Source organism: Caballeronia sp. NK8 (genome assembly GCF_018408855.1).
Taxonomy (GTDB): Bacteria; Pseudomonadota; Gammaproteobacteria; order Burkholderiales; family Burkholderiaceae; genus Caballeronia.
This window is the reverse complement of the sequence record NZ_AP024325.1, coordinates 56,458-76,513: the sequence shown is the minus strand read 5'-3', so window position 1 is coordinate 76,513 and position 20,056 is coordinate 56,458. Positions and strand designations below refer to the sequence as shown.

Genomic DNA, 20,056 nt, shown 5'->3' with positions numbered 1-20,056 from the left:
CATGACGCGGCAAGTAGAAATCACCGCTTGCGCGTCATGGCTGGCTTCCAGACACTCGACGCATCTATGATTCGAAGATGAGCGGCTCATCACCAGCCGAAACCGCATTACCAGGACGATGATGGACAAAACCTCTGCCGCAGACATCACCGGCTCCGATACGCTCGATGCATCGGTCCACGCGCAATGTGCGCGCGAGCCGATTCACATTCCCGGCGGCATTCAGCCTCACGGCGTGCTCTTCAGTGTCGACGCGCACTGCCGCATCCTGCAGGTCAGCGGCAACGTCGCACAGTTCGCGAACATCGCGCCCGACGCGTGTCTCGGCCGCGCGTTGTCGACGGTGCTCGGCCAGCATGCCGCCGAGCGCGCGAGCGCGGGGCTCACGCAACTCGCGCGCGATGGCGCGACGTTCCACGTCGGCAACGTGGTGATCGACGGCTGGACGCCGCGCGGACCCGTCGCGATCATCGTGCATCGGCATGACGGGCTGCTGTTCGTCGAAGTCGAGCCCGCGCAGGACACCGCCGATGTCTTCTCGACGATCTACCCGCTCGTGCGCTCCTTCGTGAGCGAAGTCCAGTCGATGCGCACCATCGAGCAGATCTGCCAGTTCGCGGCGACGGAGATCGCGCGCATGACCGGCTTCGGCCGCACGCTCGTCTATCAGTTCGACGAGGAAGGCCACGGCAACGTGCTCGCCGAAGCGGCCGAGCCGGGCTATCCGTCGTATCTGAACCAGCACTTTCCGGCATCGGACATTCCCGCGCAGGCGCGCGAGCTGTATCGCAGGAACCGCATCCGGCTCATCTCGAACGCGAACTACGAAGCCGCGCCGCTCGTGCCCGCGCTGCATCCGGAGACGGGCCGCCCCACCGATCTCACCTACGCGTCCTTGCGCAGCGTGTCGCCGGTGCATCTGCAATACATGCGCAACATGGGCACGCTCGCCTCGATGTCGATGTCCATCCTCGTCGACGACAAACTCTGGGGCCTGATCTCGTGCCATCACGCGACGCCGCGCCTGCCGTCTTTCGAAGTGCGCACGGCGTGCGAGCATGTCGCGCAGATCGTGGCGCTGCAGATCGAAGCGCGCGAAACGCAGTCCGAAGCGCATTACCGGCTCGAACTGCGCCGCATGCTCTCGAAGCTGCTTTCGTCGATGGCGAATACCGACAGCTTCGTCGATGCGCTCGTCGACGACGCATCCGATCTGCTCGGCTTCACGCGCTCGTCGGGCGCGGCGGTGATCTTCGAGGGGCGCACGTCGCTCGTCGGCGTGACGCCCGGCGAGCACAGCGTGACCGCGCTCGTCGACTGGCTCGACGATCAGAGCGAGGACGTCGTGCTGTCGGACCGCGCCTCGCAGGAGTGCCCCGCGCTTGCGGATTCGCCGGACGTGGCCGGCTTTCTGGCCGTATCGATCTCGAAGATCTACCGGAACTATGTCATCTGGTTCCGGCGCGAAGTCGTGCAGACGATCGAGTGGGCGGGCGATCCGCGCGCGAAGCTGACGGGCCTCGCCGCATCGCTTTCGCCGCGCGAGAGCTTCGATACCTGGACGGATGTGGTGCGCCATCGCTCGCTGCCGTGGCGCCCCGCCGAGCGCGAGATCGCGCTCGAATTCCGCGCGGCCGTGCTCGGCATCGTGCTGCGGCGCGCGGAGGAAATCGCGCAGCTCGCGACCGAACTCGGGCGCGCGAATCACGAGCTCGAAGGGTTTTCGTACACGGTATCGCACGATCTGCGCGCGCCGCTGCGTCATATCGTGAGCTTCGCGGAGCTGCTCAAACAGATCGACGGCGAGAAGCTCTCGGAGCGCGGGCGCGGCTATCTGGAGCGCATCGTGACGTCGGCGCGTTTCGGCGGCCGACTCGTCGACGATCTGCTTTCGTTCGCGCAACTCGGCCGCGCGGCGCTGCGTCCGCATCAGGTCGATGTCCACGCGCTCGTGCGTACGGTGATCCAGAACGATATCGATGAACGCGCGTCCTCACGCGTGCACTGGACGGTGGACGCCCTGCCGCCCGTCGAAGCGGATCACGTCTTTCTGCATGTCGCGTTCGCGAACATCATGTCCAATGCGGTGAAGTTCAGCGCGCAGCGCGAGCAGCCGGCCATCGAGATCGGCGCGCGCGAAGGCACGGGCGAGCTGATCGGTCATATCGTCTATTTCGTGCGCGACAACGGCGTGGGCTTCGACATGCGTTATGTCGACAAACTCTTCGGCGTGTTCCAGCGGCTGCATGTGAACGAGGCATTCGACGGCACCGGCATCGGGCTGGCGAACGTCCGGCGCATCATCGAGCGGCACGGCGGCCGCGCGTGGGCCGAAGGCGAGCCCGATCGCGGCGCGACCTTCCATCTCGCGCTGCCGAAGCAGTTTCGCCCTGAAAGCGGGGTGCGGCGCGATACCGCCGCGAGCGCGCTGGCGCGGCTCGCAGCGGGCACGGGCGGCGCGGGGCATGATGTCGGCCAGCTCATCAAGCGATCCGAACAGGACAAGAAGTAGCTCGCCATGCAAAACGGCCGCGATCTCGTCGATCGCGGCCGCTCTTTCCTGCGATGCTGCGTTTAGAAGCGGTGACGCAGACCCACCGTCGCCGCGACCTGATTCTGCGTCGACGACGGAGACAGCGTGTTGATCATCGCGACGTTGGCGCCCGCGTTGCCCAGTTCGCCCGACGCGTGCTGATACACGCCTTCCACGTACACATCGGTGCGCTTCGAGAGCGAGTAATCGGCCTGCAGCGAAACCGTATGCCACTTCGGATCGCCGGTGCCGTTGCCGCCCGTCACCTTGCCGTCCGTGTACGTGTACGCGGCGTCGAGGCTCAGCGCCGGCGTCAGCGCATAACGGCCGTTCAGCTCGAAGTTGTTCAGATGCAGGTTCGTGTTGCCCGGCAGCGCGATCGTCGAGCCGCCTTGCGACGCCGCGAGCAGTTGGTCGTAGTGCGTGTTGGTCCACACGAAGCCGACCGTTGCCGGGCCGAACGTGTAGTTCACGCCCGCGCCGAAGGTGCGCTGCAGTTCGGCGGTCAGGTTCGCGTTATTGCCCTGACCCGCCGAAACCGCGCCGTTCGCGTTCGCGCTGTTGCGCGAGTTATTCGTCTGCAAATAGGCCGCCCCGAAGTTGAGCGGGCCAGTGCTGTACGACGCGCCCGCGCTCCACGCGCGATTGTTCGCGAACTGGCCGGCGTCGTTCGAGAAGCCGTACAGGCCGCCGAACTTGAAGCCCGCGTAGTTCGCGCTTTGATATTTGACCGAGTTCTTGATCGAGAACGAATGATCGAGGTTGTCGTTGTCGAACGGATGCGCGCTCAGATTATTGCCGTAGCCCGCACCTGCTTCCGAGAACGGCGACAGATAATCGACCATCGAATCATATTGACGGCCGAGCGTGATCGTACCGTATTGATCGTGTTGCAAGCCGACGTAAGCCTGGCGATTGAACATCGTATTGCTTTCGGTGTAACGGCCATTATTGAGGTTGAAGCCGCTCTCCAGCTTGAAGAGCGCGTGCAACCCGCCGCCCAGATCCTCACTGCCTTTCAGGCCGAAGTAAGTATCGGAAACCGAGCCGCTGCCTTGCTGCCAGTTGTTATGGCCACCGGAATTGTTCGTGTAGACGAGGCCTGCATCCAGCGTGCCGTACAGCGTGACGCTGCTTTGCGCGTGGGCTGCCGCTGCGAACGTGCCGAGAATGCCCGCGATGAGAAGGGTTTTTTTCATGATTCTCTAGATCCTGTTTAACGCGAAAAGCTTCCTGAGGTTCGACGGGCCGTTTGGACGTCCGCTCGCCCTGAGAAACTGGACACACTTTAGGCGACGGGTCCCCGAATGTGGCTGCGTATCGTGCGCAATAGTCATTTGCTGATCGTGAGAACGGGCGCGTAAATGCCTTCATATTCTTTTAAGGTCAACCGCTTAGCGGCAACAGCGCGCGCGCCACGTCGGATCAGGTGTTGTGGATCGACGACGTTATTACTGCGTATTCCGGAGAAGTCCATTGCGCGGCGCGTGGTTTATATCGGCCGATGTGATTGCTAAGCTTCCTCGCGTCAACAGAACTCCGAGAAGTCATTCTGAGGACACGGAGCAGTTTCGCGAGAGGAGACTGCTCCGTTTTCATTCTCCTTGCTTGAACGGATACGAAATCCTTCGGTCCGGAAAATGCGCGTTGGCCGCGCGTTTTTCAAACACCACCGATATTCAGTTTTCCAAAGTATATCGACGACCATCCGAAGACAATCGGAACAACTCGCATTCAGACGACGCCTCGTCATTCGAAGCGATATGTTTCTCTCGATATCTCGCCGCGATTGAAAACTTTGCGTGTCATTCCGATGTCATAACCCGGAAAGTGCGGGCGCCTCGCGATCGCGCGTCCGAGCTTCGACGAGTTCAGGCTAAAAAATGTAACAGCCTCCGAGCGATTACGACGGGCATTTCAGCGATCTTGTGAACCCTCGTTTCAATTCGAAACAAATTGAATAAGCTTGAATCGCCTGTCCGGAACATTGATTGCTTTAATAGAGGTCTCTGCAAATCAAGCCGGAAACAGCCCTATGAAAAGTAGTATCGACGCCACCACCGTCCCAGCATTTCGACAGCGACGCCCAGCCCAACTCGCGGAGCGCGAGCTCCTGCATCTGGAAATGATCCTGGCAAATTTCGTCGAACGCAGCGTGACCTCCGAGCGCCTGCCTGCAAGATATTGGGACATGCGGATCGCGCAACTCGATGCCGATTACGATCTCGTGCCATCGCAATGTCAGCGCGTAGCGTTGCTTCAACGCAAGCTCGCGTTGCTGGACAACGCGCTCGATACCGCGTCGTCCGCTGCGGACGCGCAAGAAGGACAGCAGAGCCGGCGCGCCGCCGCCTGACTGCCGGACGGCTCATCCGTCCCGCATCCTGAAATCAAGGTGCCGTTCGCACCCAGTCGTCGACGAACGCGCGTGCCGCCGTGTGTGCGCTCATCAGCGCGTCCTCGGCAGAGACGAAGTTCGCATAGCGCGCGCGGTCGATGCATAGCGGCGAGAACGCAGTCACCGGCCGCCCCGACCGGCTGATGGTCACAATGGCCAGATAATGCACCGCCCCGGGCGGCGGCACGAGCCTGCAGCTCGTTTCGATTGCGACTTCGAGCACGTAACCCCTGTGGTTATACGACCGTATCATCTGGGCACCCCGCCAGGTTCGGACGACGCAAGATCACACACCATATCGATGCACGGCGTCTGATCGTGCACTAGCATGAGGCGTACCCGTGAAACGCGTCCTATCGCGCGCGGCGCATCATCGCGCGTACGATGTTCGCGGCCAGATCGGCGCGTAGTTCGGCCCATTTGCCGAGCAGCGAGGCATCGTCGGTCAGAAAGTACGGCGCGTCGGCCCATTGCAGAACCTGCCCGTCTTTCACCGCGATCTCGAAGATACGCATGTCGTGATCCTCGCTCACACCCAGGCGCACGAGTTCGATGAACGAGCGGACGTCCTTCAGCGCGACATGCTGGACGCCGATGCTGTGAAGCACCGCCATCACCGTCTTGCCCATGCGCCAGGCGGCCTCGCGGCTGTCGGCCAAAATGTACGCGATGCCGTCTTCAGGCGTCTCGAACTTCAACCGGTACAGGCGCGATTTACACTGCTCACTGAGTTGCGTGTTCATGGGTTCAAGTCTGCCGCTCGTCACGCGAGTCCGCCGACACGGCGCTCGCTTGGAGCCGCGAGCAGCAGAACTCGTTCCCGGTCAGTGATTGAGTTCTTCGAGACGCAAGCCGTTGGTCTTCGGCCCGAACAGGCCGATCGCGAGCGCGACGAGCAGCATGCAAACGGTGATGCCGATGAAAACCCCCGGCACGCCGAAGTCCTTCAACAGGAACGCGATGATGAAGCCCGACATCATCGCGCCCACGCGGCTTGCCGAATACACGATGCCGCTCGCACGGCAGCGCACGGCCGTCGGAAAGAGCTCGGTCTGATACGCGTGATAGCAGACCGAGATGGTTTGCCCCGCGAGCGAGATCAGCACGCCGAATACGATGAGCGCCGCGGGCGATTTCATCTGCCCGAATGCGAGGCCGCTCGCAATGACGACGAGCGCGCCGCCGACGATCAGATACTTGCGCTGGATGCGATCGGCATAGAGCATCGCGAGCAGCGGCCCCACTGGCAGCGCGAACGCGATGACGAACGAATACAGCAGACTTTTCGTCACGGTGATGCCTTGCCCGATCAGCAAGGTCGGCACCCAGTTCGCGAAGCCGTAATAGCCGATCGCCTGACAGAAATTGAAGACGATGAGCATGATCAGACGCGAGCGATACGGCGCATGGAACAACTCGCCAAGCGACGCCCGCCGATGCGCCGGCTGCTCGACGACAGGCGCGGGCGGCGGCAGCGCCGCACCCGACTCGCGCTCGACCACGCGCTCGATGTTGCCGACCACGCGCTCACCTTCCTCGATCCTGCCGTGCATGGCGAGCCATCGCGGGCTCTCGGGCACCGTGCGCCGGATGAACCACACGACCACTGCGCCGACCGATCCGGCGAGCACGACCACGCGCCATCCATCGAGACCGAACACCGTCTCCGGCACGAGCCAGTAGGACAGGATCGCGGCGACGGGCGCGGCGGCGAACATCACCATCTGGTTGAACGCCATCGCGCGGCCGCGCATGTGTTGCGGCACCAGCTCGGTCACGTAGCTGTCGATGGTGATGATCTCGATGCCCACGCCGATGCCCGTCACGAAACGCCAGAAGATCACGCCTTCGGGCGTCGTCTGAAAGGCCATGATCGCCGAGCCGACCGAGTACCACAGCAGCGAGAACGTGAACACGCTGCGCCGCCCGTAACGGTCGGGCAGCCAGCCGAAGAAGAACGTGCCGATGAAAAGCCCCGCGAAGGTCGCCGCTATGAAGCCCGCGATGCCCGTGAAGCCGAAGAACGCATGCGTGGTCGTCTGCAACAGGCCGCTTTTCGCCATGCCCGGCGCGATATAGCCAGTGAAGATCAGATCGTAGATTTCGAAAAAGCCGCCGAGCGAGATCAGAAACACGAGCATCCACAGATGCCGCGTGATCGGCAGGCGATCCATGCGCGCGGAGATTTGCGCGGCGGGTGTCGAGGCGACGCGTACGTCGGGCGAAACGAGCGGCTCGGCGACCGCGCTGAAGGTTGGCTGCATTGCTGTGTCTCCTGAGTGGGCGATGGCGCTGGCTTTTTGTATGCGCTCGTCGCGATGCTTCATGCCGTGACGTTCTTCTTGAGCCGTCCCAGCACTTCGTCGGTATGCTCGCCGACGCGCGCGAGCGGTTGCCGCACGCCGGGGCGCCGGCCGCCCATCGTGAGCGGCAGCAATACGACGTCGGTGGTGCCACCGTCGTCGGTCTGCATCGGCACGAGGCCGCCGCTCGCCTTCAGATGCGGATCGTCGAGCAGTTGCTCGGGGCGCATGATCGGCGCGTAGGGAATACCGGCCGCTTCGAGCTTCGGCGCGAGTTCGTCCGCGCGATGATGCGCGAGGATCTCGCCGAGCCGTTCCAGCAGATGCGGACGCACCGCGACGCGCATCGCGTTGGTCGCGAAGCCGGGTTCCTGCGCGAGGTCGGACCGTTCGAGCACATCGCACAGCGTGACGAACTGCTTGTCGCTCACCGCGCCGATGAACAACTGCTCGCCCCCGGCCAGCGTGAACACGTCGTACACGCTCCACGCCGACACGCGCGAGGGCATCGGCGGCGGCGCTTCACGCGTCATCGCGTATTGCTGCATGTGCTGCGAGGAAAGAAATACGCAGTTCTCGAACAGCGCGCTCTGCACTTCCTGGCCGCGTCCGGTGAGATCGCGTTCGCGCAGCGCGGCGAGCACGCCGATCGCGCCGAACATGCCGCCCATGATGTCGTTCACCGAGGTCCCGGCGCGCAGTGGCCGCCCCGCCGGACCGGTCATGTACGCGAGGCCGCCCATCATCTGCACGACTTCGTCGAGCGCGAGACGCTTTTCGTACGGGCCGGGAAGGAAGCCTTTGTGCGACACGTAGATGAGTTTCGGATGCGCCTTCGATAGCGTGTCGTAATCCAGCCCGAATTTCGCCATCAGGCCGGGGCGGAAATTTTCGAGCAGCACGTCGCATTCGCCGATCAGTTCGATCGCGGCTTCGCGGCCCTCGTCCGTGTTGATGTCGAGGACGACGCTCTTCTTGTTGCGATTGAACGAGCGAAAGAAGCCAATGCCGAGGCCCGGCAGATTGCGCGTCTTGTCGCCGCCGGGCGGTTCGATCTTGATGACTTCCGCGCCGAGATCCGCGAGGATCATGCCGCAGGTCGGGCCCATCACCATATGCGTGAACTCGATCACGCGAATGCCTTCGAGCGGCAGGGTTGAATGGTTCATATCGTCCTCAGGCTGCGATTGCAGCGTTCGATCCGTAAGTGACCGGCAAGCCCGCGAGCGCGAGCGCGCCGCGCAGCGTTTCGCCGTCGAGCCAATGCGCGAGCTTCGCGCGCAGGGTCAGCAAGGCTGGAATGTCGATGCCGGTTTCGATGCCCATGTCGGCGAGCATGAACGCGAGATCCTCGCTCGATGCATTGCCGCTCGCGCCCGGCGCATGCGGACAGCCGCCGATACCCGCGAGCGTCGCATCGAAGCGCGCGACGCCGGTTTCGAGGGCGGCGCAGACGTTGGCGAGCGCGAGGCCGCGCGTGTCGTGAAAGTGGCCGCACCACAAGCGCTCGCCCGCGATGGCGCGCGCCTTCTCGAACAGATCGCGCACGGCGCGCGGACCGGCGTAACCGACCGTATCGGCGATGCTCACACGGTCCGCGCCGGCATCGAGCAGCGCCTGCATGTAGCGCAGCACATCGGCGTGATCGACATGGCCCTGGATCGTGCAGCCGAACGCGGTGCCGATGCCGCCTTCGATCAGCGTCTTCGCGCCCGACGCATCGCGCGCGGCGCGCATGCGCGCCACTTCGTCGACGACTTCTTCCGGCGTCTTGCGCAGATTCGCGAGACTGTGCGCGCGGCTCGCGGAAAGCGGCACGAGCATCAGATCGGCGTGTGTTTCGATGGCGCGCTCCGCGCCCTTGAGATTCGGCACGAGCACGGATACGAAAAGGCCCGGCAGCGTCTTCGCGTAGGTGACGAGTTCGGCGGTGTCGGCAAGTTGCGGCAGAAGGCGCGCGGGCACGAACGAGCCGACTTCGATTTCGCGCTGGCCGGCGGCGTAGGCGTCGCCGATCCATTCGATCTTGCGAGCGGTCGGGACGACCGTTCGAATGCTTTGCAGGCCGTCGCGCAAGCCGACTTCGCGGATCACGGCGCGCTGGGGGAACGCGGGCATGGCTTTGTCTCCGAGTCTTTTGTGTGTATGGGTTCGACTTTAGAGATTCCGCAAATGCCATTAAAGCGGTATTTTGGAAGGCTCATGCTTCCCGTTCGGAACGTCAGAGGAAACCGCCCTGCCATGCGCGACATCGACCTGAAAACGCTGCGTCTATTCGTGACAGTTTGCGAGCACCAGAACATCGCGCGCGCGGCGCAGGAATCGCATATCGAGCCTTCGGCGATCAGCAAGCGCATCGCGCAGCTGGAGACGTCGCTCGGCGTGCCGCTTCTGTCGCGCTCGCGGCGCGGCGTCGAACCGACGCCCGCAGGCATGGCGCTGCTGGAGCACGCGCGCAGCGTGCTTTTCACGATGGAGCGCATCGCCAACGATGTCGCCGCGTTCGGCGGCGGTCTGATGGGGCGCGTGAGCATATGCGCGTCGGCATCGGCGATTGCGGAAGCGCTGCTCGACGATATCGCCGCGTTCATGCGCGAGCCCGCGAATCAGAACATCAAGGTCGATGTGGAAGAGCGCCTGTCGCACGATCTCGTACGGCAACTGCGCGAAGGCGTGGCGTCGGTGGGCGTGTGCTGGGACAGCGTCGATCTGCGCGGCTTGCAGCATCGCGCGTATCGGCACGATCAGCTCGCGCTCGCGGTGCCCGCCGATCATCCGTTCGCGCGGCGGCGCACGGTGAGCTTCGAGGAATCGCTGGCGTTCGAGCACGTCGGACTGCCGCCGGCGACGGCCGTGCACACGATGTTGCAGCGCGCGGCGGCGCAGGCCGGCAAGACGATGTCGTATCGCGTGATCGTGTCGAGCTTCGACGCGGCGTTTCGCGTCGTCGCGGCGGGACTGGGCATCAGCGTCGTGCCGATGGAAGTGGCTGGAACCTACCGGCAGGCGCTAGGTGTCGAAGCCGTGCCGCTATCGGATGCCTTCGCGAAACGCCGCTTCGTCGTGTGCTTCAGGGATTTCGATTCGTTGCAGCCTGCGGCGCAGCGCCTCGTGGAACATCTGGAAACGCGCGCGGCGCGCTAGTTCGGCGCGTCGCAGAACACCGTTTCGGTGTCCGTTTTCTCGATGGTCAGGTTGACCGATCGCGCGCCGCCCGGCCGCGTGCAATGAAGTTTGCCCGCGGGCACGGTCAGCAATTGTCCCGCGCTCAATTCGACGGCGCCGTCCTCGAACTCGATGATCAACGTACCCTCCACTGACACGAAAGTCTCGTCGGAATTCGGATGGAAGTGCCATTGGAAGGGCGCGTCCATCACGCTGATGTGGACGTCGTGATCGTTCACGTTCGCGATGACGCGGTTCATGTAGCCGTCGCGCGCGGCGTCGGCGATTGCGGCGTAGTCGATGGTTTTTGTCATGCGATCAGGCTAACGCTGCACGCGCGACGGCACAAACGAATCCTTTTCGCGTCGATGTGAGCGCGATTAGCATCGTCACACGCCGTCCTGAGCATTCGCGTGCCCCATGATCGACGCGATATTGCCGATGGCCGGCTGCGCGTACCGTACCGGCGGCGCGTCGAGCGGCAGCGGCGCGGGGCCAGAATCCGTCGCGCGGGCATAGACCGGCAGCGGCGGCGCGCTCTGCGCGCTGGAGGCGACCGGAAACTCCGGACCGCCGATGATGCCCACGCCGATGAACGGATGCGCCTGCGCCACCGTCGCCAGACCGAAAGTCAGTTTGGCTGCCACTATCGCGTATCTGATCGCTTTCATTTCTCGTCTCCTGGGTTGCTGTTGTCTTTCGATGGAGGGCATTCTGCGCGTCGAAAATGAGCGAAGAATGAGAACGGGGCGCGCGTAACGTCGGATCAATCGGCGCGGACTACACTTCCAGACGTCATCGCACATTCAAAGGCCGCGAGATGCAAAGCCGTTTCACCGCGATCCTCACTGCGCTCGGCGCCGCCGCGCTGTTCGGCGCGACCACGCCGATCGCGAAAGCGCTGCTCGGCCCGATGCCGCCGTTCATGGTCGCGGGCCTGTTCTATCTCGGCAGCGGTATCGGCCTCGGCGCGGTGCTGCTCGGCCGCCGGTTCTGGCGCGAGAAGGACAAAGGCGTGGGCGCACGGGAACTGGCCTGGCTGCTCGGCGCGATCGCGTTCGGCGGCGTCGCCGGACCGGCGCTGCTGATGCTCGGCCTGACGACCACGCCCGCCGCGACGAGCGCGCTCCTGCTCAACCTGGAAGGCGTGCTGACGGCGGCGATCGCGTGGATCGTATTTCGCGAGAACGTCGATCTGCCGGTGTTTCTCGGCATGGCCGCGATCGTCGCGGGCGGGGTCGTGCTGGCGTGGGAACCTGGCCCGAGCGGCATATCGGCGGGTGCGCTGCTGATCGCGCTGGCGTGTCTCTGCTGGGCCATCGACAACAATCTGACGCGCAGAATCTCGAGCGCCGACGCCACGCTGATCGCGTGCGCAAAAGGACTCGTCGCCGGGGCGGTGAATCTCGGTATCGCGCTCGCGATGGGCGCGGGTCTGCCCGCGCCGCATATCGTCCTCGGCGCGATGACGACGGGCTTCGGCGGCTATGGCGTGAGTCTCGTGCTATTCGTGATCGCGCTGCGCCATCTCGGCACCGCGCGCACGGGCGCGTATTTCTCGGTCGCGCCCGTGTTCGGCGTCGCGCTCGCGCTCGCGATGTGGCCGCACGCGCCGGGCGCGGCGTTCTGGATCGCCGCCGCGCTGATGGCGCTCGGCGTGTGGCTGCACGTGCGCGAACGGCACGAACACGAACACACGCACGAACGGCTGGAGCATGTGCATCGGCATGTGCATGACGAGCATCATCGGCACGCGCACGACTTTCCGTATGCCGGCGACGAACCGCATACGCATCCGCACGTGCATCTGCCGATCACGCATACGCACGCGCACTTTCCGGACATCCATCACCGGCATTCGCACGAGCGCGGCTAGAACACCTTGCCCGGATTGAGCAATCCGTGCGGATCGAGCGCCGCCTTGATCGCGCGCATCGACGCGATATCGGCTTCGCGGCGCGCGAGATGCAGATACGCGCGCTTCTTCAGGCCGATGCCGTGCTCCGCCGAAATCGAGCCTTCGAACGCGCGCGTGACGTCGTAGACGACGGCGTCGACATCGTCATGGTCCTGCTTTCCTCTGCCCGGAATATCCACGACGATGTGAATATTGCCGTCGCCCAGATGGCCGTAGGTCATCACAATCGCGTCGGGCCAGCGCGCGCGCAGACGCGCCTCGCATTGCGCGGCCGCATCGCCGACCTGCGCGATGGAAAAGCTCACGTCATACGCCGCGTGGTTCGGGATGAAGCGATCGTATTCGCCAGGCGCATCGCGGATCGCCCAGAAATCACGCGCGTGCGCCTCGTTCGATGCGATCGCCGCATCGGTCACGATGCCTGCTTCGAGCATGCCGCCGAGAAACTCCTCGAAGGCTTCGCCGTGCCGCGCGGGATCGGTGCCGACGCTTTCCAGCAGCACGTAGAACGGATGCGCATCGGCGAGCGGCGCGCGCAGATTCTTCAGATTCGCGATGACGGTGTCGTGATAGCCCGCCCACATCACTTCGAACGCGGACACGCCCGGCGCGAGTCCCGCCTGCGCGCGCGTGAGCAGCGTGGTGACGGCGGCGAAATCCGGCAGGCCGCACCATGCGGTGGAGCTCGCGGTTGGCTTCGGGCGCAAGCGCAACACGACGCGCGTGATCACTGCGAGCGTGCCTTCGCTGCCGATCAACAGATGCCGCAAGTCGTAGCCGCTGTTGTTCTTGATCATCTTGTTAAGTCCGCCGACGATCTCGCCGCTCGCCAGCACCGCTTCGACGCCGAGCACCTGATCGCGCATCATGCCGTACTTGATGACGCGGTTGCCGCCCGCGTTCGTTGCGAGATTGCCGCCGATCGAGCAACTGCCGCGCGCGCCGAGATCGAGCGGAAAGTAGAAGCCCGCCGCGCTCGCCGCCTCCTGAACCACTTGCAGCGGCGTGCCGGCTTCGACGGTCATGGTCGCGGAGACTTCATCGATTTCGACGATGCGGTTCATGCGCTCGAGACTCAGCGCCACTTCGCCGCCGAGCGCGTTCGCACCGCCGACGAGGCCCGTGAGACCGCCTTGCGTGACAACCGGTTGCCTGTGCTTCGAGCAGATCGCGAGCGCTTTCGCGACATCATCGGTGGTGCGCGCGCGGATGATCGCGAGCGGCGTCGCGCCGGGCAGGCCGCTCCAGTCCACGACGCGCCTGTCGCCGAATTCATCGGGCAGCGCCACGACCTGCGCTCCGAGCGCTTCACGCAATGCCATTACCGCTTCGTTGACTGCCATGCATCGTCTCCGTTCGTTGTTTCGCGTTGTGGTCAGATGCGATAGTGTGAACCAGATTTGGGAGACGACGATGGAACGTGCAGATTTTGACGGCGCGCTCGCCCAGTTGACCGGCGCGGCGGAACTGGTCGCGGCCGCGTCGGGCGAGGCGCTACGCGCGCAGGCGTTCGAGACGGTGGCGTTTTTCCGGCTGCGTCAGGGGCGTGTCGGTGACGCTGGCGCGCGGGTCACGTCCAACGATGAGCTGTTCAAGGACACCGCGATCGCCGCGCTGACGATGGCCGGCAGAAAGGAAATGCTCGCTGCGGCCGCGTTGCTCGAACAGGCGCGGGGATTGTTGCGGGACTGAGCGTCCGCTAGAACAACTCGGTCTCCAGCGGCAGCAGATTGACCCACTTCACGGCGGTGCGGCGTTCCACGCCGTCGTCGTGAATCGACCGTATCATCACGCGCTGGCCGCGCGCCTCCCCGAGTACTTCGACGATCCGGTTGCGATATCGCGCAAGCGAGCCGCGTGACGGCTTGCGCTTCCTGCTCTTGCGGGGGGAAACTGCGGGCATGGACGTGACAGCGATTTATGACGGCCACATCATAACGATGAGCACGCCTTCCACCAAATATTCAACCTCCACACTGCGAACCGCCACACCATGCGTCGAATCACTGTCCGGACTTCGCCCGTTCATGGCCGGGGCGTCTTTGCTCTCGCCGATCTGCCAACCGGCGCGTTGCTGCTCGAATACAAAGGTCTGCGGCTCTCGTGGAAAGAGGCGCAGCGCATCCACGCGAAATCGGGCTCGGAGGACGGCCACACGTTTCTCTTCGGACTGGATGACGGCAGCGTGATCGACGGCGCGCGCGGCGGCAATTCCGCGCGCTGGCTGAATCACAGTTGCGCGCCGAATTGCGAAGCGGAACAGGACGGCGAGCGCGTGTTCATCCGCGCGATCCGGCCGATCGGAAAGGGGCAGGAGTTGTTCATCGATTATCGGCTGACCGTGGAGGGCCGGCGCACCGCGGCGCTCAAGCGGCTTTATGCCTGCCGATGCCTCGCGTCGGGTTGTCGTGGGACGATGCTTTCGGCTAGTCGATAGCGGCTGTGTGCTGCTGCTTCTCTTCCAGTGAAAGGCGCTTTGCGCGCCTCAATTCAGCCAGCATTTCCAGTGCGCGTCCCTCATCGCTGGTCAGATCGGCGAGAAACGCTTCATTGTTCTCCTTGATCCATTGCAATGGCATATCCCACCATGCCAATTCCAGAAGACGCTCGCGTACTTTCTCGGGAAATCGAAACTTGACGAGACGCGCGGGAGAACCGACATATATTCCATACGGTTCGCTTCGAAAATTGGGCGGTACGACGGTACGTGCGCCGATTACGCATCCGTTCTCCACCGTGCTGCCGCCAAGAAACATCGCCTCGTCGCCGATCCACACATCGTTGTGAATGACCGTGTCGGCATACTGCGGCGGCGCAACGTTTCGTAACCCGTCGCCATATACGCTGAACATCGCGGTCGAGATGGTCCTCATCTCGTGCTGACCGTTCAGCAGAAAGCGCAACCGGAGTCCGCCCGCAACGTACTTTCCGATATTCAGCTTCTGAACGCCGGCGTCATACTTGGCGATCGAGCCGACGCCCAGGCCAGAGCATCTGCCGATGGAAAACGTTCCCACCTTCGCCTCTTCGTCGAGCCAGTCCTTGAAGAAGTTATTGGGAATCAGAGAGAACGCGCCGTCTCGATATGCCAGCACGATGAAATGCTTTGCCCACGGATGATCCGCCGAGACTCCAATAAAGTCGTCTGAAGTTGTTACGTTCATTCTCTAAGGTCTTCCAAGGGTCGCGCAGATTGCATGGTAGTTTGGGCGACCGTCCATCAAACCCGTGAAAACAGCCGATTCTTGCCCCTTTCTCGATAGTTCATCGCGCGTCGGCATCGCGTAGGCCTTGCAGGTCGGCACCGTCACCGAGTTGTTCCTGTCGACGAATGGCTCGGGGTCGCGAAGCACCTGCAACGCAGTGCCTTCAAACTTCGCGCTTTACGTCTGTGCAGACCTTCTGATCAAGGAAACAGGCGCGGTGTCGTGGGAGCGCCGGCGATCGAAACCCGGAATCCACGCTGCGTGAGGTTTTCGAATGCCTTCGACAAGTTGACCTTGCTGAAAAACGGCAAGTTGTGCTTGAGCGTCGCACTGTCCTCGCCCAGGATCAGGAAAACAATCTCAAAGTCAGCGCTTCTGAAGTTATCCAAGGGCAAGACATCACCCGCGGCTGGATCTACACCGCGCAGCACCGTTCGTGCCTTCTTGCGGAACGCTCTGTCGCCAAGCATGATTTCAGCGGCGACACCGCCCTGAGCAAAGAGATGACTCAGTCCAGCCGATCCGCCCTTGCGATGCTTTACGTGCACCAGTTGTTTGGCAGGAGTCAGAAGGTCGCAGAGTTCTATAGACGATGTAGCCCGGTCGGTCTTGACGAGCTTCTTGTCTAGCAGAAAATATCCATGGGCCGCAGCCGCTCGGATGTTGTAGTCGCCCTCGGACTCGATTCTCGCTTTACCTCCTTCGTCCCACATTTCAACTGCTGGAAATGTGAGGGTGGAAACCTGAATCAAGTTCAATGTCTCGGCAATACGCCCAACAAATGTTGCGTCGACCTCGTACCACTTGCCATCGAATATGATCTTCGTTTTGTCGCCGTCAACGATCTCGAAGTAGATGCAGCGATACACCGAGTGTTCGGTAGTGTGGCCATCAACGTCGTGGACAAAGAGCCGATCGCGCTTCAAGGTCTCGACAGTCAGATGCGCCAAATTAGGGATGGTGTCGATGTAGTCGGCAGAATCAATGACCGGACGTACGCCATCCTTATTACGCGTAAAGCTGAAGCCTAGAATCGTGTCCCATGCGCCGATCTCCGGCAGCGTGATCATGATGTCAGGACTATGCGCGGAAACAGCTTGAACCAACTGCGCGTTCAACGCATTGATCGAAACATCATCCTTGACCCTTCGTACGTTGTCCACCCACGCGAAGGACGTCTTGTAGTCGTCGTTGGCGTAGTGGCCTCTGATGCGGCGAGCCAACTCGGGAAAATCCGCGGCTTCCATTTCGGTACCGAAGGAGAACATCGCGTCTCCACCGGCGATCTGCGTAAGGCCAACTCCACGCTTGGGGACGCCCGTCACAGCACGAAGTACGTCCCGCAGATTGTCGATCCCAAATACGCCTACCTCCGAGTCGCGCGCAGCCTGAGACTTCTTCTGAACAGGCTGGTCTTCGAGGGTATGTAAGTCAACGCTACGCAATGATTTCTCGTCGAGCGTGTTGAGCGCTGTGCGAAGGCCAAAGTCCTGAATGAACAACGACTGGTCGATCAGATGCCGACCGTAGCCAAAGGTAAAGGCGAAGATGTCGCCATCCACGCGAAGCAATAACACCGCGGAACTTGATCGATTTAAAAGATATGGAATGACAACACCCGCAAGCTCGTCGAGCAGAGATCCCCAGACAGGCCTCTTTTCCTCGCTTCGCTTCACATAAAGGACCCCGTCGATACCTAGATTGTTTTCCATTGGAAAGGAATGCATTGGTGCGTCAGCGAGTAAATCTGCAAACGTTTGGTCATCGCCTAAAGGCTTTGCCATAAAAAGGTTCAGGCGGCGGTAGCGTTTTGCCATCTCATTTCCCCATTTTGTTCGAGGCTGGCGCGTACCGCCGTAGCCAGAAAACATCCGCAGATCGCGGCACAACCGACCCAGCGAAAGTAAGTCTATTAGTGTTGAGACAGCTTTGATTGTTTGATGCGACTGTGTCGAAAATTGGATTGTTCAAACGCAGTGCGGACTTTCATCGGCCCGCCATTCAAGGGCAGTCGGTCTCACCAACTCTAACAGGCGGTCAAGGACAGACGCGGACAAGATCGCGTCGGACGCAAGTGACATGGCGCTTCTCGCCCACGACAAAACGGCTCCTCTCATCTGCAACTGGCAGAGATACAGCATCCACCACGATCGCACCCCGGTGGGGCACGATCATATTGCCGCTTTGTTGCCGACCCCTCGCCAGCAAAGCAGTCATTGAGAAATCAAAGCCAAATTTCTGCTGTGCGTCGAGAAGCGCTTTCCGGTATGTGTGGACGTCGATATTGCATGACCTCCGCCTTGCGCCAGATTTCAGCCGATAGGTTGAAATACGGCAGCTTCATGTCAGCGTTTCTCCACACGCTTCAAGTTGAAGTCGTACCCCGGCTTGTCCCGTCGGCCTTTTGCTTCGGCAATTTCAATAGCGGTACGCTCAGTTTCGCATTCAGCTCTATGGGAATACACCGCAGAGTTGCTTCCTTTTCGCATCTCATAATGCACAACGTATGTAGCCACAGTTACGATCCTATGAAATTCTTTTGGAAAAAAACCCCGAACGAATCGGGGCGAACGTACGAGACCACCTCATGTAGCGTTGGGGCTACCCGTCGAGAATAGTCAGACGCACGTTCACATCCCACCAGTAAACTCCGAAACACGATACGCGCTGCAGCAGTCCTCAACCGATATCACCCTTCAGACCGCCCCCGCGGCGCCGTTAACACACGCAACCGTCAACCAGACCTCGCCACCCGACACGATGAATCGCGACCCATCCGAAAGCACCCTCAAGGCCGCTTTCCTGCGGCACGAAGACACCCTCGCCCCGCCGGAGCGCGCGCTCGGCGAGGACGATCACGCCGTCTATCGCACGCTGCTCGAATCGACCAAGGCGATTCCCTGGAAGATCGACTGGGCGACGATGGAGTTCGCCTACATCGGACCGCAGATCGAGGCGCTGCTCGGCTGGGCGCCGTCGTCGTGGAAGAACGTGCACGACTGGGCCGAACGCATGCATCCGGACGATCGCGAAGCGGTGGTCAATTTCTGCGTGTCGCAATCGAAAGCAGGAACCGACCACGAAGCCGATTACCGCGCGCTCACCCGCGACGGCGGCTACGTGTGGCTGCGCGATGTCGTGCACGTAGAGCGCAACGAGCAGGGCGAGGTCGAAGCGCTGATCGGTTTCATGTTCGATATCAGCGAACGCAAGCGCACCGAGGAAAAGCTCGCGCAGTTGCAGCAGGAACTGGAGCGCCTGTCGTTCAGCGACAGCCTGACGGGCGTCGGCAACCGCCGCCGCTTCGACGACGTGATGGCGCGCGAGTGGGACGTCGCGAAGCAGGCGGACAAGCCGCTGTCGCTCATCATGATCGATATCGACTTCTTCAAGTCGTACAACGATTACTACGGCCACGTTCAGGGCGACGAATGCCTGAAGCGCATCGCGCGCGTGCTCGGCGAGGCGGCCGGTCCGCAACACTTTCTCGGGCGCTTCGGCGGCGAGGAGTTCGCGCTGATCCTCGCGGGCGCCGATGCCGAAGCCGCGATACACATCGCCGACCGCTGCCGCGCACTGATCGCCGATGAAGCCATCGCGCACGTGCGCTCGCCGCACAATCAGCAGGTGACGGCGAGCTTCGGCGTGGGCACCGTGGTGCCGGGCGAGCGCATGGACGTGACGACGTTCATCAATCTCACCGACGCGCAGTTGTATCAGGCGAAGGACAACGGCCGCAATCGCATCGCGGCCGTGGATCGCGCGGGCATGCAGGGCGAAGCGTTCAAGGCCCAGACACGCTGATTCCGCTGAACTTCAGACGCGCCCGTTCACCGGAATCGCCGCGCCCGTGATGCATTGCGCATCGGGCGAAAGCAGGAACGCGATCACCGCGCCGAGTTGCTCCGGCTTCACCCAGCGCGAGAAATCGGCGTCGGGCATGTCGCGGCGATTCGGCGCGGTGTCGATGATCGACGGCAACAGCGCGTTCACCGTCACGCCCTTGTCCTTCAGCTCTTCGGCAAGCGCCTCGGTCAGGCGCAGCAGCGCGGCCTTCGATGCCGCGTAGGCGCCCATCCCCATCCCCGCTCTCATCGCCGCGAGCGCGCCGATATTGACGATGCGCCCGCCTTCGTTCGCGCTCAGTGGCGCGAGCGCGGCCTTCGACGCGTTGAGCGCGGTCTTCACGTTCACGTCGAACATCGATTGCCAGGTGTCGACGCTGCCGTCCGCGATCGTTTCCCAACTGAACGCGCCGGCCACGTTCACGAGCGCATGCAGCCCGCCCATCCGCTGAACGATGCTGTCGATGGCTTGCTGCGCCGACTTCGCATCCGTCAGATCGATGCCGGTGACGATGCACGCATCGGCGAGCGGCGCGGGCAATGCATCCGATGTTGCTCCGTGGCCGATCAGCGCGACGCGCGCGCCACGTTCGGCGAGCGCGCGCGCCGTCGCGAGTCCCAGACTGCCGAAGCCGCCCGTGATGGCGACGATCTTTCCTTCCAGACTATTCATGGCGTTGCCGCTCCG

20 protein-coding genes are annotated in these 20,056 nt (G+C 62.5%); 7 read left to right on the top strand and 13 right to left on the bottom strand.

Features of this window, described 5'->3' with window-relative positions; genetic code table 11:
- Positions 1–121 precede the first annotated feature (121 nt).
- Positions 122–2,512, top strand: coding sequence for an ATP-binding protein (locus NK8_RS25950; RefSeq protein ID WP_225936466.1), 2,391 nt, complete (start codon positions 122–124; stop codon positions 2,510–2,512).
- Between the two features lie 62 nt (positions 2,513–2,574).
- Here NK8_RS25950 and NK8_RS25945 read toward each other — a convergent pair whose 3' ends face one another.
- Complete coding sequence (locus NK8_RS25945; RefSeq protein WP_162070320.1) at positions 2,575–3,732, bottom strand: porin; 1,158 nt, start codon at positions 3,730–3,732, stop codon at positions 2,575–2,577.
- A gap of 836 nt (positions 3,733–4,568) precedes the next feature.
- Between NK8_RS25945 and NK8_RS25940 the strand changes: the two genes are divergently transcribed.
- Positions 4,569–4,889 (top strand): hypothetical protein, encoded by a 321-nt coding sequence (locus tag NK8_RS25940; protein ID WP_213232555.1) that lies wholly within the window; start codon positions 4,569–4,571, stop codon positions 4,887–4,889.
- Positions 4,890–4,923: 34 nt separating this feature from the next.
- On the opposite strand, the gene NK8_RS25935 is transcribed toward NK8_RS25940, so the two are convergent.
- From NK8_RS25935 to NK8_RS25915, 5 genes are all read right to left on the bottom strand, one after another.
- Entirely contained in the window at positions 4,924–5,154 is a 231-nt protein-coding gene (locus NK8_RS25935; RefSeq protein WP_225936465.1) for a hypothetical protein, read from the bottom strand.
- Between the two features lie 130 nt (positions 5,155–5,284).
- Positions 5,285–5,674 carry a hypothetical protein gene (locus NK8_RS25930; RefSeq protein ID WP_213232553.1) on the bottom strand — a complete coding sequence of 130 codons (390 nt, stop codon included), beginning with the start codon at positions 5,672–5,674 and terminating at the stop codon, positions 5,285–5,287.
- Positions 5,675–5,755: 81 nt separating this feature from the next.
- A complete protein-coding gene (locus NK8_RS25925) occupies positions 5,756–7,195 on the bottom strand; it encodes an MFS transporter (protein ID WP_213232551.1) in 1,440 nt (479 codons plus the stop codon).
- A 59-nt stretch (positions 7,196–7,254) separates the two neighbouring features.
- Positions 7,255–8,403 carry a CaiB/BaiF CoA-transferase family protein gene (locus tag NK8_RS25920; RefSeq protein ID WP_213232549.1) on the bottom strand — a complete coding sequence of 383 codons (1,149 nt, stop codon included), beginning with the start codon at positions 8,401–8,403 and terminating at the stop codon, positions 7,255–7,257.
- A 7-nt stretch (positions 8,404–8,410) separates the two neighbouring features.
- Positions 8,411–9,352 (bottom strand): hydroxymethylglutaryl-CoA lyase, encoded by a 942-nt coding sequence (locus NK8_RS25915; protein WP_213232547.1) that lies wholly within the window; start codon positions 9,350–9,352, stop codon positions 8,411–8,413.
- A gap of 123 nt (positions 9,353–9,475) precedes the next feature.
- Here NK8_RS25915 and NK8_RS25910 point away from each other — a divergent pair, with 123 nt between their 5' ends.
- The gene (locus tag NK8_RS25910; protein WP_213232545.1) at positions 9,476–10,378 is read left to right on the top strand and encodes a LysR family transcriptional regulator; all 903 of its coding nucleotides are present in this window, start codon (positions 9,476–9,478) and stop codon (positions 10,376–10,378) included.
- Here the strand turns inward: NK8_RS25910 and NK8_RS25905 are convergent.
- Both NK8_RS25905 and NK8_RS25900 read right to left on the bottom strand, forming a co-directional pair.
- The gene (locus NK8_RS25905) at positions 10,375–10,713 is read right to left on the bottom strand and encodes a cupin domain-containing protein (protein WP_213232543.1); all 339 of its coding nucleotides are present in this window, start codon (positions 10,711–10,713) and stop codon (positions 10,375–10,377) included. The genes NK8_RS25910 and NK8_RS25905 overlap by 4 nt on opposite strands.
- A gap of 75 nt (positions 10,714–10,788) precedes the next feature.
- Positions 10,789–11,070, bottom strand: coding sequence for a hypothetical protein (locus NK8_RS25900; protein ID WP_213232541.1), 282 nt, complete (start codon positions 11,068–11,070; stop codon positions 10,789–10,791).
- Between the two features lie 149 nt (positions 11,071–11,219).
- Here NK8_RS25900 and NK8_RS25895 point away from each other — a divergent pair, with 149 nt between their 5' ends.
- Entirely contained in the window at positions 11,220–12,275 is a 1,056-nt protein-coding gene (locus NK8_RS25895; protein WP_213232539.1) for a DMT family transporter, read from the top strand.
- Here NK8_RS25895 and NK8_RS25890 read toward each other — a convergent pair.
- Positions 12,272–13,660 carry an FAD-binding oxidoreductase gene (locus NK8_RS25890; protein WP_213232537.1) on the bottom strand — a complete coding sequence of 463 codons (1,389 nt, stop codon included), beginning with the start codon at positions 13,658–13,660 and terminating at the stop codon, positions 12,272–12,274. The genes NK8_RS25895 and NK8_RS25890 overlap by 4 nt on opposite strands.
- Before the next feature lie 70 nt (positions 13,661–13,730).
- Between NK8_RS25890 and NK8_RS25885 the strand changes: the two genes are divergently transcribed.
- Complete coding sequence (locus NK8_RS25885) at positions 13,731–14,009, top strand: hypothetical protein (RefSeq protein ID WP_213232536.1); 279 nt, start codon at positions 13,731–13,733, stop codon at positions 14,007–14,009.
- Between the two features lie 7 nt (positions 14,010–14,016).
- Here the strand turns inward: NK8_RS25885 and NK8_RS25880 are convergent, their stop codons facing one another.
- Positions 14,017–14,220, bottom strand: a complete 204-nt coding sequence (locus NK8_RS25880; protein ID WP_162070332.1) for a hypothetical protein — start codon at positions 14,218–14,220, stop codon at positions 14,017–14,019.
- A gap of 90 nt (positions 14,221–14,310) precedes the next feature.
- Between NK8_RS25880 and NK8_RS25875 the strand changes: the two genes are divergently transcribed.
- A complete protein-coding gene (locus NK8_RS25875; RefSeq protein ID WP_213232535.1) occupies positions 14,311–14,754 on the top strand; it encodes an SET domain-containing protein in 444 nt (147 codons plus the stop codon).
- Here the strand turns inward: NK8_RS25875 and NK8_RS25870 are convergent.
- Both NK8_RS25870 and NK8_RS25865 read right to left on the bottom strand, forming a co-directional pair.
- Positions 14,744–15,481 (bottom strand): CatB-related O-acetyltransferase, encoded by a 738-nt coding sequence (locus tag NK8_RS25870; protein WP_213232534.1) that lies wholly within the window; start codon positions 15,479–15,481, stop codon positions 14,744–14,746. The genes NK8_RS25875 and NK8_RS25870 overlap by 11 nt on opposite strands.
- 242 nt (positions 15,482–15,723) lie before the next feature.
- Positions 15,724–17,340 (bottom strand): TIGR04141 family sporadically distributed protein, encoded by a 1,617-nt coding sequence (locus NK8_RS25865; RefSeq protein WP_213232533.1) that lies wholly within the window; start codon positions 17,338–17,340, stop codon positions 15,724–15,726.
- A 943-nt stretch (positions 17,341–18,283) separates the two neighbouring features.
- Between NK8_RS25865 and NK8_RS25860 the strand changes: the two genes are divergently transcribed.
- Positions 18,284–19,327, top strand: coding sequence for a diguanylate cyclase (locus tag NK8_RS25860; RefSeq protein ID WP_213232532.1), 1,044 nt, complete (start codon positions 18,284–18,286; stop codon positions 19,325–19,327).
- Positions 19,328–19,339: 12 nt separating this feature from the next.
- Here the strand turns inward: NK8_RS25860 and NK8_RS25855 are convergent, their stop codons facing one another.
- Entirely contained in the window at positions 19,340–20,041 is a 702-nt protein-coding gene (locus tag NK8_RS25855; protein WP_213232530.1) for an SDR family NAD(P)-dependent oxidoreductase, read from the bottom strand.
- Positions 20,042–20,056: the final 15 nt, after the last annotated feature.

What these genes read in the sequence shown, in the direction of transcription:
- NK8_RS25950 (WP_225936466.1), top strand. Translation starts at nt 122, where the DNA reads ATGGACAAAACCTCTGCCGCAGACATCACCGGCTCCGATACGCTCGAT.
- NK8_RS25945 (WP_162070320.1), bottom strand. Translation starts at nt 3,732, where the DNA reads ATGAAAAAAACCCTTCTCATCGCGGGCATTCTCGGCACGTTCGCAGCG.
- NK8_RS25940 (WP_213232555.1), top strand. Translation starts at nt 4,569, where the DNA reads ATGAAAAGTAGTATCGACGCCACCACCGTCCCAGCATTTCGACAGCGA.
- NK8_RS25930 (WP_213232553.1), bottom strand. Translation starts at nt 5,674, where the DNA reads ATGAACACGCAACTCAGTGAGCAGTGTAAATCGCGCCTGTACCGGTTG.
- NK8_RS25925 (WP_213232551.1), bottom strand. Translation starts at nt 7,195, where the DNA reads ATGCAGCCAACCTTCAGCGCGGTCGCCGAGCCGCTCGTTTCGCCCGAC.
- NK8_RS25920 (WP_213232549.1), bottom strand. Translation starts at nt 8,403, where the DNA reads ATGAACCATTCAACCCTGCCGCTCGAAGGCATTCGCGTGATCGAGTTC.
- NK8_RS25915 (WP_213232547.1), bottom strand. Translation starts at nt 9,352, where the DNA reads ATGCCCGCGTTCCCCCAGCGCGCCGTGATCCGCGAAGTCGGCTTGCGC.
- NK8_RS25910 (WP_213232545.1), top strand. Translation starts at nt 9,476, where the DNA reads ATGCGCGACATCGACCTGAAAACGCTGCGTCTATTCGTGACAGTTTGC.
- NK8_RS25905 (WP_213232543.1), bottom strand. Translation starts at nt 10,713, where the DNA reads ATGACAAAAACCATCGACTACGCCGCAATCGCCGACGCCGCGCGCGAC.
- NK8_RS25900 (WP_213232541.1), bottom strand. Translation starts at nt 11,070, where the DNA reads ATGAAAGCGATCAGATACGCGATAGTGGCAGCCAAACTGACTTTCGGT.
- NK8_RS25895 (WP_213232539.1), top strand. Translation starts at nt 11,220, where the DNA reads ATGCAAAGCCGTTTCACCGCGATCCTCACTGCGCTCGGCGCCGCCGCG.
- NK8_RS25890 (WP_213232537.1), bottom strand. Translation starts at nt 13,660, where the DNA reads ATGGCAGTCAACGAAGCGGTAATGGCATTGCGTGAAGCGCTCGGAGCG.
- NK8_RS25885 (WP_213232536.1), top strand. Translation starts at nt 13,731, where the DNA reads ATGGAACGTGCAGATTTTGACGGCGCGCTCGCCCAGTTGACCGGCGCG.
- NK8_RS25880 (WP_162070332.1), bottom strand. Translation starts at nt 14,220, where the DNA reads ATGCCCGCAGTTTCCCCCCGCAAGAGCAGGAAGCGCAAGCCGTCACGC.
- NK8_RS25875 (WP_213232535.1), top strand. Translation starts at nt 14,311, where the DNA reads ATGCGTCGAATCACTGTCCGGACTTCGCCCGTTCATGGCCGGGGCGTC.
- NK8_RS25870 (WP_213232534.1), bottom strand. Translation starts at nt 15,481, where the DNA reads ATGAACGTAACAACTTCAGACGACTTTATTGGAGTCTCGGCGGATCAT.
- NK8_RS25865 (WP_213232533.1), bottom strand. Translation starts at nt 17,340, where the DNA reads ATGGCAAAACGCTACCGCCGCCTGAACCTTTTTATGGCAAAGCCTTTA.
- NK8_RS25860 (WP_213232532.1), top strand. Translation starts at nt 18,284, where the DNA reads ATGAATCGCGACCCATCCGAAAGCACCCTCAAGGCCGCTTTCCTGCGG.
- NK8_RS25855 (WP_213232530.1), bottom strand. Translation starts at nt 20,041, where the DNA reads ATGAATAGTCTGGAAGGAAAGATCGTCGCCATCACGGGCGGCTTCGGC.